The organism is Amphritea balenae (assembly GCF_003858655.1).
In the GTDB taxonomy this organism is placed as follows: Bacteria; Pseudomonadota; Gammaproteobacteria; order Pseudomonadales; family Balneatricaceae; genus Amphritea; species Amphritea balenae.
Genome location: NZ_RQXV01000003.1, coordinates 16,867 through 31,459, shown reverse-complemented (window position 1 = coordinate 31,459; position 14,593 = coordinate 16,867). Strand labels below are relative to the sequence as shown.

The 14,593-nt window shown below is 46.4% G+C and carries 15 protein-coding genes; 10 read left to right on the top strand and 5 right to left on the bottom strand.

Annotated elements, in window-relative coordinates; genetic code table 11:
- Positions 1-103: 103 nt before the first annotated feature.
- The 3 genes from EHS89_RS06760 to cobA all read right to left on the bottom strand — a co-directional run bounded on the left by EHS89_RS06760 (position 104) and on the right by cobA (position 3,141).
- Positions 104-1,123 (bottom strand): ion transporter, encoded by a 1,020-nt coding sequence (locus EHS89_RS06760; RefSeq protein WP_124925387.1) that lies wholly within the window; start codon positions 1,121-1,123, stop codon positions 104-106.
- A gap of 365 nt (positions 1,124-1,488) precedes the next feature.
- Positions 1,489-2,001, bottom strand: coding sequence for a retropepsin-like aspartic protease family protein (locus EHS89_RS06755; RefSeq protein WP_124925386.1), 513 nt, complete (start codon positions 1,999-2,001; stop codon positions 1,489-1,491).
- Between the two features lie 249 nt (positions 2,002-2,250).
- Entirely contained in the window at positions 2,251-3,141 is an 891-nt protein-coding gene (cobA, locus tag EHS89_RS06750; RefSeq protein WP_124925385.1) for a uroporphyrinogen-III C-methyltransferase, read from the bottom strand.
- Between the two features lie 190 nt (positions 3,142-3,331).
- Here cobA and EHS89_RS06745 point away from each other — a divergent pair, with 190 nt between their 5' ends.
- The 8 genes from EHS89_RS06745 to EHS89_RS06710 are packed head-to-tail and all read left to right on the top strand — an operon-like array spanning position 3,332 to position 9,569.
- The gene (locus EHS89_RS06745; RefSeq protein ID WP_124925384.1) at positions 3,332-3,664 is read left to right on the top strand and encodes a c-type cytochrome; all 333 of its coding nucleotides are present in this window, start codon (positions 3,332-3,334) and stop codon (positions 3,662-3,664) included.
- Positions 3,661-4,866, top strand: coding sequence for a cytochrome D1 domain-containing protein (locus tag EHS89_RS06740; protein WP_124925383.1), 1,206 nt, complete (start codon positions 3,661-3,663; stop codon positions 4,864-4,866). Before EHS89_RS06745 ends, EHS89_RS06740 begins: the two co-directional genes overlap by 4 nt.
- 12 nt (positions 4,867-4,878) lie before the next feature.
- Positions 4,879-5,325, top strand: coding sequence for an Lrp/AsnC family transcriptional regulator (locus EHS89_RS06735; RefSeq protein ID WP_124925382.1), 447 nt, complete (start codon positions 4,879-4,881; stop codon positions 5,323-5,325).
- The gene (ahbB, locus tag EHS89_RS06730) at positions 5,322-5,870 is read left to right on the top strand and encodes a siroheme decarboxylase subunit beta (protein ID WP_124925381.1); all 549 of its coding nucleotides are present in this window, start codon (positions 5,322-5,324) and stop codon (positions 5,868-5,870) included. Before EHS89_RS06735 ends, ahbB (EHS89_RS06730) begins: the two co-directional genes overlap by 4 nt.
- Positions 5,863-6,306 carry an Lrp/AsnC family transcriptional regulator gene (locus EHS89_RS06725; RefSeq protein ID WP_124925380.1) on the top strand — a complete coding sequence of 148 codons (444 nt, stop codon included), beginning with the start codon at positions 5,863-5,865 and terminating at the stop codon, positions 6,304-6,306. Before ahbB (EHS89_RS06730) ends, EHS89_RS06725 begins: the two co-directional genes overlap by 8 nt.
- 15 nt (positions 6,307-6,321) lie before the next feature.
- Positions 6,322-6,816 carry a siroheme decarboxylase subunit beta gene (gene ahbB / locus EHS89_RS06720; protein ID WP_124925379.1) on the top strand — a complete coding sequence of 165 codons (495 nt, stop codon included), beginning with the start codon at positions 6,322-6,324 and terminating at the stop codon, positions 6,814-6,816.
- A 21-nt stretch (positions 6,817-6,837) separates the two neighbouring features.
- Positions 6,838-8,022, top strand: a complete 1,185-nt coding sequence (gene nirJ / locus EHS89_RS06715; RefSeq protein ID WP_124925378.1) for a heme d1 biosynthesis radical SAM protein NirJ — start codon at positions 6,838-6,840, stop codon at positions 8,020-8,022.
- Positions 8,019-9,569 (top strand): cytochrome D1 domain-containing protein, encoded by a 1,551-nt coding sequence (locus EHS89_RS06710; protein ID WP_124925377.1) that lies wholly within the window; start codon positions 8,019-8,021, stop codon positions 9,567-9,569. The genes nirJ and EHS89_RS06710 overlap by 4 nt, the downstream gene beginning before the upstream one ends.
- 183 nt (positions 9,570-9,752) lie before the next feature.
- Here the strand turns inward: EHS89_RS06710 and EHS89_RS06705 are convergent, their stop codons facing one another.
- Positions 9,753-10,076, bottom strand: a complete 324-nt coding sequence (locus tag EHS89_RS06705; RefSeq protein WP_124925376.1) for a plastocyanin/azurin family copper-binding protein — start codon at positions 10,074-10,076, stop codon at positions 9,753-9,755.
- 627 nt (positions 10,077-10,703) lie between these two features.
- Here EHS89_RS06705 and EHS89_RS06700 point away from each other — a divergent pair.
- Positions 10,704-12,335, top strand: coding sequence for a nitrite reductase (locus tag EHS89_RS06700; RefSeq protein WP_124925375.1), 1,632 nt, complete (start codon positions 10,704-10,706; stop codon positions 12,333-12,335).
- 162 nt (positions 12,336-12,497) lie between these two features.
- Positions 12,498-14,255, top strand: a complete 1,758-nt coding sequence (locus EHS89_RS06695; protein WP_124925374.1) for a NapC/NirT family cytochrome c — start codon at positions 12,498-12,500, stop codon at positions 14,253-14,255.
- 97 nt (positions 14,256-14,352) lie between these two features.
- Here EHS89_RS06695 and EHS89_RS06690 read toward each other — a convergent pair whose 3' ends face one another.
- Complete coding sequence (locus tag EHS89_RS06690; protein ID WP_124925373.1) at positions 14,353-14,586, bottom strand: hypothetical protein; 234 nt, start codon at positions 14,584-14,586, stop codon at positions 14,353-14,355.
- Between the last annotated feature and the right edge of the window lie 7 nt (positions 14,587-14,593).

Below are 14,593 nucleotides of genomic sequence, written 5' to 3'. Positions count from 1 at the left end.
GAAAAGAAGTATAAAAGGGGACAGCGAAAGTTGCTTTGTCCCTGACCTGAGCCGTGAAGAACGCGGTATATCCCCGTCAATGGGTCAGAGAATGGCTAGCTTGTTAATCTGATTTGCGTCGTTTTATCCATTCAATGTGATGGTTGCAGTGCGGGCAATGGTCATGACTAACGGCGTCGATCTCTCTGCGTAGTTTTTGTAAATCTTTATCCAGGTCCTGTTCCATTTTACGGCTCAGATTAGTATGCATAATATGGGCTGCTTCTTCCTTGGTGATACCCAGAGATTCTCGCATCTGATTCAGCGCACTGTGTTCAACCTCATCGACTACACCGTCCTGTACTGCCATATCAACCATTTTCTCGTAGGTTCGACGTCGCTGACGCAGCGCTTCGCTGAAGCCCGATGCCAGCAAGCCTGCGGGCAAAGCGACAATACCCAGGCTCATGATACTGATCATTGATGCCAGTACTTTTCCCATTACCGTGGCGGGTATGACATCGCCATAGCCAACGGTTGTCATGGTGACAATCGCCCACCACATTGCAGCGGGAATACTGCTAAAGACGTCAGGCTGAGCATCATGCTCGGCAAAGTAGGTCAGACTTGATGCCACAATAATCATCATGAAGAGAACAAAAAGCGCTGCACCGATGGATCTGGACTCCCTGTGGAGCACTTGCAGCAAAAGAGACATTGAAGATGAATAGCGGGTTAGTTTAAATACCCGTAGCAATCGAAGAACTCGCATAAATCGCAGGTCGACGCCAACGAACATACTCAGGTAGAACGGCAGTATAACGATCAGATCAATCATCGCCATGGGGGTGAGCATATATATTATACGCCCCCAGAAAGGATGATGATATTTAAGATCCTGTTCCTCTATCGCGCTCCAGACCCGGGCCAGATATTCCACTGTAAAGATAATCACTGAGATTATTTCAAATAGCTGAAAGTAGTAGCGTTGCTGTTCGTTAAGCGAAGGTAGTGTTTCCAGGATAACAGAGAGCACATTTAATGAGATCAGCAGAATCAGAAAGATATCGATTATCCGACCGATTTTATCCTGCTTTTTCCCGATATCGAGAATCTCGTAAGTACGTTTACGTAGTGCGCTCATTGCCTGGCCGGTCCTTGCTCATAAAGGAGATAGATAATATATCGGCTATTTGGCAGTATGTTTAGATTCTTTGGCTATTTTTCAGATATAAATCAAATAGTAGCGCAGGAATTAGTATTACAAATCTATGTGAATTGTTGTCAGCCATATATTGGAATATGGCTATCGTCAGGCTCTTTTCTGGCACTGTAGTTGGTGTTTACTATTGTTCAGACCTTCAAAATTCAGGGCGTGAGGCTTTGACGATTGATTGATACTTAATGGCTATTGGCTTGAATATTGATGTGTTTCTTGAGATGAGCATGCGGGGTTAGTATAAGCTAATCCTTTGATATCTATATGTCTGCTTTAAGTGTATTTAGTCATTACTGCACTGATTTCAGTGTTAGCGTGCCGTTGCGTTGAATTATCTCCAGATGCTGCAGGTAACTCATACCCAGGAGCACCGTGTTGCCCTGCATATGTGGATTTATATGGGCGTTGATATTCTGCATTTCCAGCCCTCCCAACGCAACTGAGCTTAATCGGGTGTTAAAAACCTTAATAGTACCGTTGGCGGTACTGGCATACGAAGCTCTGCCCGGTTTAAGGTTAAGGTCTTCCGCCAGCTGTCCCGGAATACTGATCTCGGTTGCACCCGTATCCAGCAAAAAAATCACCTGAGCACCGTTAATCGTACCGGGGGCCAGATAGTGACCCTGACGGTTACGCTTTAATACCACAGGCTCGTTGGTTTGGTTCAGGCTCAAATTATAATTTGGGTTTTCTTTTTGCTGCAGTTGATCTTCAAACAGCAGATAAAAAAGGCCAAGAATAATTATCCAGGTCAGATGGGTAAATAGTCTGGCAAAACCCTGTCGAGTTTGATTCGGTGGCATAAGACTCAGTGATAAGTTATTTATAATTTACCATGGTGGCTAAACAGGGCGTACCTCAGTGATAAGCCTTGTTGTTCTATCAGATGACCGCGATGTTGTCGATTGGTTCTGTTTAGTTATGGAAACACCGGGACGTTGATAGTGGTGACAGAGTCAGTAAGAGAGCAGGGCTAAGAGTCGCAGGGCGACCGGATCAGAAGTGATCCGGTGCCATTCAGATTGTCGGTATATAGGGGCAGGTATCAGGAATTAGCTGGCCTGAAGTACCTGCTGAAATTCTTTTGAATGCTTCTGGCTAAGGCTTTGGCTTAGTTCTTTGGTCAGCTCTTTAGTCAGCTCTTTAGACAGATCAGGAGACAGCTGTAGTGCTTCATCAGGCCAGCTACCTAACGTTTGTGCCATTGAAACTACGGTACCAATGATGATCAGGCTGGGTGATGAGAAGCCCGCCTGTAAACAGCGCTGTTCGATATTTTCAAGGGTGCCTGTCAATAAGCGCTGCTTAGCCGTGGTGCCGTCCTGTACCAGTGCTACAGGCATTGATGCCGGGCAGCCATGTTCGATCAGTTTACTACTGATAGTGCCCAGTGAATTGAGCCCCATATAGAACACCAGCGTCTGGCCGCTTTTAGCAAGATTATGCCAGTCGTGCTTAAGGTCGCCTTTCTTCAAATGACCGGTAATGAACTTAACAGACTGAGCATGATCTCTGTGTGTTAACGGAATACCGGTTGCGGCAGAGCAACCTGCAGCAGCGGTTATTCCCGGAACAACCTGAAATGAAATACCTGCCTCACTTAATTGCTCGGCTTCCTCCCCACCCCTGCCAAATATATAAGGATCGCCGCCTTTAAGTCGTACGACATCTTTGCCCTTGGCTGCATAGTCGACCAGTAACTGATTTATCTGGTCCTGGGGCAGACTGTGATAACCATCTTTCTTACCGACGAAAATCTTCTCAGCCTGAGGGTTAGTCAGACCGACAATCTCTTCTGATACCAACCGGTCATAGACCAGAATATCTGCATTCTCGATTAGTCTGAGTGCTTTAACCGTCAAAAGATCGGGATCGCCCGGTCCTGCACCGACCAGAAAAACTGTACCGGGTGAAGCTGATGTTGTCTGCTTTATAAACGGCATAACCTGACTCCTTAAAGCTGTCTGCAGATCGTCTGACGCAAGTCAGTATCTGCCCGAAATCGGTTAGTTAACTTGTCAAAAGTCAAGGATCACTATTTTTATAGGTCTAGTATTGGCTGTAACTTCAGGCTGATAGGGTGTTCTGCCCGTAAACACAGCTATATAGAGAATATACCCCGAGGTTGTATCGATGAGGATAAAGCGATTCTCCGTTCTGTTAATACTGCTGTTGAGTGCTGGAATAGTACAGGCAGGGACCGGTGACGAGCTCAGTGATGAACGTCAGGCATATTTGGCGAACCTGCTGAAGCAAGATTGCGGTTCCTGTCACGGCTTGACCCTTAAAGGTGGGCTTGGCTCATCAATCTTGCCCCAGGACCTGAAAGAGCGGAGTGATGAGGCTCTGTTTATTACTATTAAAAATGGTTTACCCGGATTGGCCATGCCGCCCTGGGGAGAATTGCTAAGCGACGGTGATATTCACTGGTTAGTACAACGCTTGCGAGAAGGAGATGTAAATTGAAACGCAGAGCTTTGTTAAATGGTTTTGGCGCTCTTATCGGAGCATCTGCTCTGACATCCTGCGCTCAGATTCAGGGACAGCAGACATCAGCAGTACCGCAAAGCCAACTTAGAGGTACCGGTGATCTTGCCGTTGCTATCGCACGTGCCGATGGACGTGTAGCTGTTATCGATACGACGGAACAACAAATTATTGCAGATATTCCAGGTATCGGGGATCTCTCCCATGCTTCGCTGGTTTATTCAAGAGATGCACGTTATGCCTTTGTTTTTGGTCGTGATGGCGGATTAACCCGAATTGATATACTGACCCATCAGATCACTCATAGAGTTATCCAGGGCGGTAACAGTATTGGTGGTGCGATTAGTCAGGACGGTACGCTGATTGCGGTATCAAACTATAAGCCTGGCGGTGTGAAAGTTTTCAATAGTCAGGATCTGACGCTGGTTGCTGATATTCCCTGTGAGTCTAAAACAGTAGGTCTGGTGGATGCACCGGGGCAACGCTTTGTTTTTAGTTTGTGGGATAAAGGTGAGATCTGGATCGCTGATTTTAGTGGTAATGATCAGAGTAAGCCTGATATTACCAAGTTCGAGAATATAGGTCGAAACCCATACGATGCGCTAATCACACCGGATGGCCGCTATTATATGGCGGGATTGTTTGGTGAAGATGGCATGGCTCAACTGGACCTCTGGCACCCTGAAAAAGGTGTTCGCCGGGTATTGCCAAATTACGGACGCGGTGAGAAGAAGCTGCCGGTATATAAAATGCCTCACCTTGAAGGCTGGGCTATCGCTGGTGGACGTGCATTTGTACCTGCCGTTGGCCGTCATGAAGTGTTGATTCTGGATACGAATAGCTGGGAGGAAGTTGGCCGGATTCCAGTACTTGGACAGCCTGTTTTTGTAATGTCCCGCCCGGATGGTCGACAGATCTGGGTTAATTTTGCCCATCCGGATAACAGCAATATTCAGGTTTTTGATTCTGAAACACTGGAGCAGATTGTTCACCTTAAGCCAGGGCCGGGTGTTCTGCATATGGAGTTTGCTCCACGGGGTGAAAAAGTCTGGATGTCGGTACGTGATAGTCATGAAATTCACCTCTACGATACCACCACTTTTGAGCTACAGACGCAGTTATCTCTGCCAAGCCCGAGCGGTATCTTTATGACTGCCCGTGCCCATAAGATCGGTTTGTAGGGAAGCGCAACGATGGAACTCACTGAACAAGATCGTTTGTTACTGAATCAGTTTCAGCAACAGTTACCGGCCAGTATTACACCTTATGCGGATATGGCTGTCGCCTGCGATATGACCGAGGCTGAAGTGCTTGAACGACTGCAATTCTGGCAGGATGAAGGTGTTCTGAGTCGTGTCGGAGGCGTACTTAATCACCAGAAGGTTGGTTCAAGTACGCTGGCGGCTCTGGCCGTTCCCGATGATCTTCGGGATGAAATGGCACTTAAAGTTAATAGTTTCCCGCAGGTAAATCATAACTATCATCGAACTCATCACTATAATATTTGGTTTGTCGTGACCGGACGGGATGAGCAAGAGATTACTCAGGTATTGGCTGATATTGAGCAGGAAACCGGTTTTAAACCACTGAATTTGCCTATGCTACAGCCGTTTCATCTGAATCTGGGGTTTGCGATATGAACGCACAATTTAATCCTTTGGACCCTATCGACCTGGCATTATTACATCTGATGCAGGAAGGGTTGCCGCTGGTTCCACGGCCTTATGCTGCATTGGCTGAAGAGCTGGATTGTAGTGAAGAGTTGCTGGCAGAGCGTTTGACCTTTCTACATGAGTCTAACCAGTTACGTCGTAGTGGTTTGATTATTCGCCACCGTCCGCTGGGCTTTAAGGCGAATGCGATGGTGGTTTGGAATCTGCCCAATGAACAGTTGCAGGAAATAGCTGAAAAACTGGCGGTGCAACCTTGTGTAACTCTCTGCTATGAACGCCCGAGACGTTTACCTGACTGGCCATATAACCTATTCACTATGATCCATGGTCGTAGCAAAGAGCAGGTGCATGAGCAGTTGTCTGAAATTCTGGAGCGTCTTGAATTGCAACATATTGAGCATGACCTGCTGTTTAGTGAAACCTGCTATAAGCAGTGCGGCGGTCGGTACTTACAGAAGAAGAAAAAGAATCAGAAGAAAGAAACTGTTAAAGGAGTTGCTGTAAATGGATAGTATTGATCGGGATCTGATCAACCGCTACCAGGGAGATTTTCCTATTTGTGCACGCCCATATTTGCAATTGGCAGAAGAGGTGGGGTGTTCTGAGGAGGAAGTTATCCAGCGTATATCTGCGATGCTTGAAGATGGCACGCTGACCCGCTTTGGTCCTTTGTACGATGTTGAGGTGTTTGGTGGACAGTTTACGCTGGCTGCAATTGAAGTGCCGGAAGACCGTTTCGATGAAGTGACTGAGATTGTTAATAGTTTTAGTGAAGTGGCCCATAACTACGCGCGTAACCATCAGCTGAACATGTGGTTTGTCATCGCTTGTGAAGTAGCCAATCAGACTGATGAGGTGGTGCAGCGCATTGAACAGGCAACCGGTTTGAAGGTTTACCCTTTCCCAAAAGAGAAAGAGTTTTATATCAATCTGCGGTTTGACGTTTAAGGAAGGAAAACACAGATGAGTCAGATTGAATTAACAGAGTTACAGCGCCGACTGATAGTCGAAACTCAGAAAGGTTTGCCACTGGTTGCTAACCCTTATGCTCAGATAGCAGAGCAATTAGAATGCACCGAGCAGCAAGTTATTGATAATATGCAGCTCCTCCAAGAGCAGGGCGTGGTTCGGCGTATAGGTTTGGTACCTAATCATTACCGGCTGGGTTATGTGCATAATGCTATGACCGTCTGGGATGTTGATGACGAATATGCAGTTGAGTTAGGTGAAAGGGTGGGTGCGCTGGAATTTGTCAGCCATTGTTACTTGCGTCCCCGTCACCTGCCATTATGGCCTTATCATCTGTTTGCCATGGTACATGGCAAAACCGAAGCCGAAGTTGAGCTGCAGATAACACAGATCAGAGAGTTGTTGGGAGACCATTGTCGTCAGGCAGATCGTCTTTACAGCAGCAAAATTCTTAAGAAAACAGGTATGCGTCTGAAATCTAAATCCTAGGTTTTGGTCTGAGGAGTTTCCATGTTCCGTTTAAGTCAGTTTGTCAGAGAGTTACTGGAACCAGGTAGTCAACGTAAGCCCGGTGTTCCGCCAGGCCCGGTCGTAATCTGGAATTTGATCCGTCGTTGTAATCTGCTGTGTAAGCATTGTTATTCAATTTCTGCAGATACTAATTTTAAGGGTGAGCTGAACACCGAAGAAGCACTGACAGTACTGAACGACCTAAAGCAGTTTAAAGTTCCCGCGCTGATCCTGTCCGGTGGCGAGCCTTTGATGCGCCCGGATATTCACCAACTAGGTATGGCGGCAAAAGAGCTGGGTATTTATACCGGATTGTCGACCAACGGTACCCTAATTAATGAATCCAATATCGATGAGATCGCAGCAGCAGGTTACGATTACGTTGGTATTAGTCTGGATGGTTTACGTGATACTCACGATGCGTTTCGTCGTAAAGAGGGCGCTTTTGATGATTCGCTGCATGCGGTTAAGCTCTGTCTTGATGCGGGTATCAAAGTGGGGCTGCGCTTTACTATTACCGCGGGTAATTCCCATGAACTGACCGATCTGGTGCAGCTAAGTGAAGATCTTGGTGTTGATAAATTCTATCTTTCGCACCTGAACTATGCCGGACGTGGTAATAAAAACCGCGGGGACGATGCTTTCCATCGTACCACCCGTGATGCGGTCGATATGTTGATTGAACAGGCAATTAAAGACCATGAAAATGGCTTTATGCGTGATTTTGTCACCGGTAACAATGATGCCGATGGTGTTTATCTGTATCAGTGGGCGCTAAAGAACTTCCCTGACCGGGCTGAACATCTGCGTGAACATCTTATTGCATGGGGTGGTAATCAGTCGGGCCGTTACATCTCTAATATTGATAACCTGGGTAATGTTCATCCGGATACCTTTTGGTGGGAACATACGCTGGGTAATGTTCGCGAAAAACCATTTTCTGAGATCTGGAGTCAGTCCGATGACCAGCTGCTAAGTGAGTTCCGGATGCAACCCCGCCCATTGAAAGGCCGTTGTGGCGTATGTCAGCAGCGCGATATTTGCGGTGGTAATACCCGTGTCAGAGCGTTCCAGTTATATAAGGATGCATGGGAAGAAGATCCGGCCTGCTATCTGACCGATGATGAGATCGGTGTTGATCCTTCTATGTATTCTGAGCGAATCAATATGGAGGCGATGGGATGAGGTCACTACTCAAAGCTAGCGGTATCGTCTCAGCTTTGCTGTTAACTGGTGCGGTGAGTGCAGCGGATATATCAACAGAAACAGAAAAACTTTATCAGGATCAGTGTGCGGCCTGTCATCAGGCTGAGCGTGTTGGCGGTATAGGCCCTGCGCTGTTACCACAGAACCTGAAGCGACTGCGTCGCCCCCAGGCGATTGATGTTATAACTAATGGCCGTGCCGCTTCTCAGATGGAAGGTTTTTCCGATCGGTTAACCGAACAGCAGATCAGCGATCTGACCGATTATATCTACTCAAAGCCAAAGGTGATGCCAACATGGCAGGAGCAGGATATTCGCGCCAGCCGAATTGTTAATCATACTCAGGGATCACTGCCGGACGAGATGCAGTTTGAAGCTGATCCAATGAATCTGTTTATCGTGGTGGAGATTGGCGATCACCATGCGACCTTGCTGAATGGCGATACGTTTGAGCCTATTCATCGTTTTAAAACCCGTTTCGCACTACACGGCGGACCTAAGTTTACCCCCGATGGCCGCTATGTATTCTTTGCTTCCCGTGATGGCTGGGTAAGTAAGTTTGATATCTATAACCTGAAGGTGACAGCTGAGATCCGGGTTGGGTTGAATACCCGTAATATCGCGGTATCCAGTGATGGTCGCTATGTATTAGCAGGCAATTATCTGCCTCATAGTCTGGTGTTGCTAGATGCGAATGATCTGTCGCTGATTAAGCGGATCGATGTGGCGGATGATAGCGGTAAAAGCTCCCGCATCAGTGCCGTATATAATGCACCGGGACGCAGTAGTTTTGTCGCAGCATTGAAGGATATCCCGGAGATCTGGGAACTGGCCTACGGCGACTCTAAAGTGACAGCTGATACGGAGCAGCAGGCTGCTGATCTGCCGGTTCGTCGTATTGTATTGGATGACTATCTGGATGATTTCCTGTTCAACCAGAGCTATGAGTTGGTGATGGGCACGACACGACCAAAACAGGAAGGCCGTAAACGCTCAGCAGAGGGGCAGGTTGTTTCTCTGGAAAGTGGTGAGCGACAGGCAACTCTGGATCTGGCGGGGATGCCGCATCTGGGCTCGGGTATTACCTGGGACTATAATGGTCGTCGGGTACTGGCAACGCCGAACCTGAGCACCAGTGAAGTCAGTGTTATCGATATGGAAAGCTGGGAAACCATAAAGAACATACCGACTGAAGGTCCGGGCTTCTTTATGCGTAGCCATAAAAACAGCCCTTATGCCTGGGTTGATGTGTTCTTCGGTAAAGAAAAGGAAGCGGTACATATTATCGATAAAAAGAGCCTTGAGATCGTTAAAACTATTCGTCCGGCACCGGGGAAGGTTGCGGCTCATGTTGAGTTCACCAAAGATGGTCGTTATGCATTGCTGAGTATCTGGGATATGGATGGTGCTCTGATCGTTTATGATGCAAAGACTCTGGAAGAGGTTAAACGTCTACCAATGGTCAAACCATCAGGGAAGTATAACGTTTGGAACAAGACCCGTTATGAGGAAGGTACCAGTCACTAAGGTTTTCATATAAAGCACTAATAAATAAGGCCATATGAACGATCATATGGCCTTTTTTTACGTCTATGGATTGAGAGTATGCTGCCAGGAGTCAGGAGTGGCGGGCCACCGATGTTCAGTTGTAAAAATCGGTGCCTATAAAGTAGACAAACCGGATATCAAACGCCTGCCATTGAGATTATCTTACTCTTTAACGATGACTGTCGCCGTCATTTCAGGATGCGGGCCGCAACGGTAAGGGAATGTGCCGCTATCAGCGAAGGTCTTTTCGTATTTATCACCTGGGAACAGATAATCAGGCTCTTCGTCGCCGAGTTGTTCAAACCAGACATTGTGATATTGCCGTTTTTCTTTGTTCACCCAGACAATAGTATCGCCACTGTTAATGGTGACTTCCTGAGGCCGGAACTCAAACTTATATATGTCTACTTCAATGGTCTCCGCCGAAGCAAAACTAATCGGAAAGATAATGAGAATAGTTGCTATTAAGGCTTTGTGTTTAAACATTGTATTCGCCTGCTCTAATCTTCTGGGATTAACTAATAAGTCTGGATAATTATCGTACTTTGATTATAGATGGTGAAGGGTTAACGCTGGATTAATTGATTTTTTTTGTAAAAAAATAAAAAAAATTAAATAGAAGAAAAGTAGTTTTTATGTCTTTAAGATGTATTCAAATAACACCTTTTGTTGTTTGAATCAGCAAAGTGGTATTACTTAAGGAGTAGCTAATATTTCTTGATGGAATATGCTTATTCTAAAATAGAATATATTATCTATTTGTTTTATAAGGATATATTTATTATATGACTCATTATCCCCATTTAAAATCTAATTTGATGTATCGCTTTGTGCGATTTGTACGCTGCTTTATCCTGTTTTATTTATAAATAAGTTTTCCTTGTGTGTTTAATAAGATGCGTTTGTTTTTGCCTGGCAGGGTTAAAACACGTGATCCTGATCAAAATTATTAATTTCATATTCAGAATCGGCTTCTTGGTTATCTGGGCCGCTTGATGATGGTCAAGGCATTAGAGACCTATCGGATCAGACTTACGTCTATTGGTAACCAGCATGTTTTGCGATTACCTGATTTGAAACTTCTAAAGAAAGTTAACATCAGAGGAAAATTCGATGAAAAAATGGAAGTATGGCCTTTCTGCTTTGGGCTTAGCTATTGGTATGGCTACTTCTGGTATCAGCGCAACGGTATCGGCTGCTGGTCCAACACTGTCTGAAGCTGATTTTGATAAAGCGACGACATTATATTTCCAGCGCTGTGCTGGTTGTCACGGTGTTCTGCGTAAAGGGGCGACAGGTAAAAACCTGGAGCCTGCTGAAACCCTGAAGCTGGGGCAGAAGCGTCTGGAACAGATTATCTCTTACGGTACCGAAGGTGGTATGAACAACTTTGATGATATCTTCTCGAAAGATGAGATCTCTCTGTTGTCTACCTTCATCCAGATGGAACCACCAGTTCCACCAGAGATGTCTCTGGATATGATGAAAGAGCACACTAAGCAGTTTGTTGCGTTGAAAGATTACCCAACCAAGCCGATGCATGGTCGTAACTGGGAAAACTTCTTCGTAGTTATCGAGCGTGATGCCGGTACTGCTGCGATTATCGATGGTGATACTAAAGAGATCGTTGCTCACATTGATACTGGTTATGCAGTACACGTAATCAAAGGTACTGAGCACCATAAAACCGATCACCCTAAAGATGCTGTAGGCCGTTTCTGGTACACCATTGGCCGTGATGGCAAGGTTAACAAGATCGATCTGTGGCAGACCCCTGACAAGATGCTGGTTGCTGAAACCAAGATGGCATATGACGCACGTGATATCGCTGTTTCCGGTGATGGCAAATACGTAATTGCCGGTGGTTACTGGCCGCCACACTTCGTAATCATGGATGCTGAAACGCTGGAGCCGCTGAAGGTAGTTTCTTCCCGCGGTATCAACGTTGATGGCGAGTATGTTAACGAAGCACGTGTTGCTGCAATCTACACTACGCCTAATGAACCAACCTTTATGGTTGCAATTAAGGAACTGGGTCAGATGTGGCAGGTGGATTACACCGACCTGGAAAACCTGCGTATTGAGCAGATCGATTCTGCTAAATTCCTGCACGATGGTTTCTTCGATCCAACCGGACGTTACTTCCAGATCGCTGCGAACGCATCTAACAAGATGGTCGTAGTTGATACTCAAGAGCGTAAGTTGGAAAAAATTATCGATGTAGCTAAGCTGCCACATCCTGGCCCGGGTGCTAACTGGGTTGATAAAGAGTGTGGTCCTGTAGGTGGTACTACTCACCTGGGTGAAGGTGCAGTGTCTGTTTGGGGTAATGATCCAATGGGTCACCCGGATCAGGCCTGGAAGCTTTGTTACGAAGTTGAAACCGATGGCGCTGGCGTATTTATCCGTACCCATGAGACATCTCAGTACGTATGGGCTGATCAGCTGAAGCACCCTGAGCCAGAGGTTCAGCAGAGTGTTCAGGTATTTGATAAAGAGACCCGTGAAATCGTTAAGACTATCCGTGTAACTGAAGAGGAAGGTAAAGCTGCTCTTCACATGGAATTCAACCAGGATGGTTCTGAAGTATGGGTTTCTGTATGGAACCGTGCTGACGCTAGTAACCCTACCGGTGAAATCGTTGTCTACGATGCTAAAACCCTGGAAGAGAAGCACCGTATTAAAGGTCTGACTACTCCAACTGGTAAGTTCAACGTATTTAACCGTATCAATCACAAGACTTAATCTAGTCATGTGATGTTAGTCCGGCAGGCATAGTTCGCTATGCCTGCCTTATTTAAGGAGCCTGAACTAAGGCTCGGTTAAGAGAAGCTTATCTGCTTCACCCGTTTAACCAGCTTTATTTCAGTCTCCTAATATCCCCGCTCTGAATCAATGGTTATTGATATGGATAAGAAATCAGGTTTTATGTCCCGAAAGTTATGGTTGGGTACAACCATTGCTGGCGCGATACTCTTTTTTGTTGTCGGTATTATTTTCTGGGGTGGCTTCAACACTGCGATGGAAGCTACCAATACAACTGAGTTCTGTATCGGTTGTCACGAAATGGAAGATAATGTGTATCAGGAATACACGCCGACTATACACTACTCCAACCGTACAGGTGTACGGGCTGGTTGTCCCGATTGCCATGTACCTCGTCCATGGGTGCATAAGGTTGTACGTAAGATTCAGGCGTCAAACGAGTTGCTGCACAAAGCTCTGGGTACGATTGATACCCCTGAGAAATTTGAAGAGCACCGTTTAAGAATGGCTAAAAACGTTTGGAATCAGATGAAGAAAACTGATTCCCGCGAATGTCGTAACTGTCATAACTTTGAGTCTATGAATCCAGAGTTTCAGAAGCCTCGGGCACGTAAGCAGCACCTGAGCGGCTTTGAAAACGGTCAGACCTGTATCGATTGTCACAAAGGCATTGCGCATAACAGTGTGCGTCATATGTTGAGTGATGATGAGCTGGAAAAACTGGAAGCACCTAATCCTGACTATATTCGTCCGGTACCGCAGATGTATATCGATGGTCTGGCGAAAGTTGAAGCAATGGAAGCGGAAGAGGCTGAGGTTGCTCTAAAAGCTAAGATTGATGCGAAAGCGGTAGAAGAGAAGAAGATTGCCGCTGCAGTTGCAGCTGCTCTGGCGAGTCAGGGTGGTGATGCTGCCGCAGGAGCTGCTGCTCCCGCAAGCGCTATCAATGTTGACTGGTCTAAAGCCAGCACTCGTGAAGTAACACTCTTTTACCCAGGTGAAGCGTCTATCGAATGGGTAATGAATGGTCGTGAACACGGCGGTTCCCGTCCATTTATGAAGGGCGGTGAGCGTTGTGTCACTTGTCACGAAAAAGAAACAGCGGATATGGGCGCGAAGATTGTTAGCGGTGAAAAAGCTGAATCTACTCCTATTCCGGGTAAGCGTGGCAGCATTCCAGTAACCGTAGAAACAACTTACGATGCTGATAGCCTGTATATGCGCTTTAGCTGGGAAGATGGTGAGCATGCACCGGTTCCTTTTGTTGAAGGCGGTAAGATGGATCCGCAGAATCCAATGAAACTGGCGCTGATGTTATCTACCGATGATGTTGAGTTTGCTGACCGTGCCGGTTGCTGGGGTTCTTGTCACCACGATGCTCGCTCAATGCCTGATACCCCTGCAGAGGATGTCTTGGCGGGTAGCGAACTGAAAGACCGACTGGCATTTGATGATGGCGTCACTAAGTACATCAAAGAGTCGCGTACTAAGCTGGAAGTGAAAGGTCGTCGCGGTAAGAAACGCGGTGGTTGGGATAAGCTGAGATCTGAAGAAGAGCTGGTAGCGGCATACGATGAAGGTCGTTATATGGATCTGGTACGCTACAGTTCCGGTGATCAGTCTTCCGAAGACGGTATGCTATTAGAGCAACGTCACATGAACGGTGGTCAGGGATCTGAATTTGAAGCAACCCTGAGTGCAGGTACCTGGACTGTTGTGATGAAGCGTGGACTGACTTCCGACCAGAAGGGCGATATCAGTCTGGAGAAAGGCAACCTGTATAACATCGGTTTTGCTATTCACGATGACTACTCTGATGCCCGTTTCCACCATGTATCACTAGGTTACAAGTTGGGCTTTGACAATGCAGAAGCGGAGTTTAATGCGACTGCACAATAAGGCCTGAATAGTCAGATCCGAGATCTGACTACTCGTATCCTTAAAAAAACCCCGCTATGCGGGGTTTTTTGTTCTTCTTTAAGGCTTTCGGAAAAGCTCAGAAACTCTCAATGATCTTTACCGGTTTAACCTGTAATTCCTGTAACAGCTGAGTCGCCTGATCCAGGTCGTGGTATATCCTGGGGTGATCATGATCATCAGTCAGCGGTATCTGGCTGCCATCCTTAAATTCAATACTAATCATCCAGCCGTTGGCCTGGTCTGAAGGGCGTATAATACCTTCACGTATCTGGTCCTGACCGGTCAGCCCCAGGATCTCTTCAATCTGCATCGTCGTT

Coding starts and splice junctions, on each gene's coding strand:
- EHS89_RS06690 (WP_124925373.1), bottom strand. CDS start 14,586: ATGCAGATTGAAGAGATCCTGGGGCTGACCGGTCAGGACCAGATACGT.
- EHS89_RS06745 (WP_124925384.1), top strand. CDS start 3,332: ATGAGGATAAAGCGATTCTCCGTTCTGTTAATACTGCTGTTGAGTGCT.
- EHS89_RS06760 (WP_124925387.1), bottom strand. CDS start 1,123: ATGAGCGCACTACGTAAACGTACTTACGAGATTCTCGATATCGGGAAA.
- ahbB (WP_124925379.1), top strand. CDS start 6,322: ATGAGTCAGATTGAATTAACAGAGTTACAGCGCCGACTGATAGTCGAA.
- EHS89_RS06725 (WP_124925380.1), top strand. CDS start 5,863: ATGGATAGTATTGATCGGGATCTGATCAACCGCTACCAGGGAGATTTT.
- cobA (WP_124925385.1), bottom strand. CDS start 3,141: ATGCCGTTTATAAAGCAGACAACATCAGCTTCACCCGGTACAGTTTTT.
- EHS89_RS06700 (WP_124925375.1), top strand. CDS start 10,704: ATGAAAAAATGGAAGTATGGCCTTTCTGCTTTGGGCTTAGCTATTGGT.
- EHS89_RS06710 (WP_124925377.1), top strand. CDS start 8,019: ATGAGGTCACTACTCAAAGCTAGCGGTATCGTCTCAGCTTTGCTGTTA.
- EHS89_RS06695 (WP_124925374.1), top strand. CDS start 12,498: ATGGATAAGAAATCAGGTTTTATGTCCCGAAAGTTATGGTTGGGTACA.
- ahbB (WP_124925381.1), top strand. CDS start 5,322: ATGAACGCACAATTTAATCCTTTGGACCCTATCGACCTGGCATTATTA.
- EHS89_RS06735 (WP_124925382.1), top strand. CDS start 4,879: ATGGAACTCACTGAACAAGATCGTTTGTTACTGAATCAGTTTCAGCAA.
- EHS89_RS06705 (WP_124925376.1), bottom strand. CDS start 10,076: ATGTTTAAACACAAAGCCTTAATAGCAACTATTCTCATTATCTTTCCG.
- EHS89_RS06755 (WP_124925386.1), bottom strand. CDS start 2,001: ATGCCACCGAATCAAACTCGACAGGGTTTTGCCAGACTATTTACCCAT.
- nirJ (WP_124925378.1), top strand. CDS start 6,838: ATGTTCCGTTTAAGTCAGTTTGTCAGAGAGTTACTGGAACCAGGTAGT.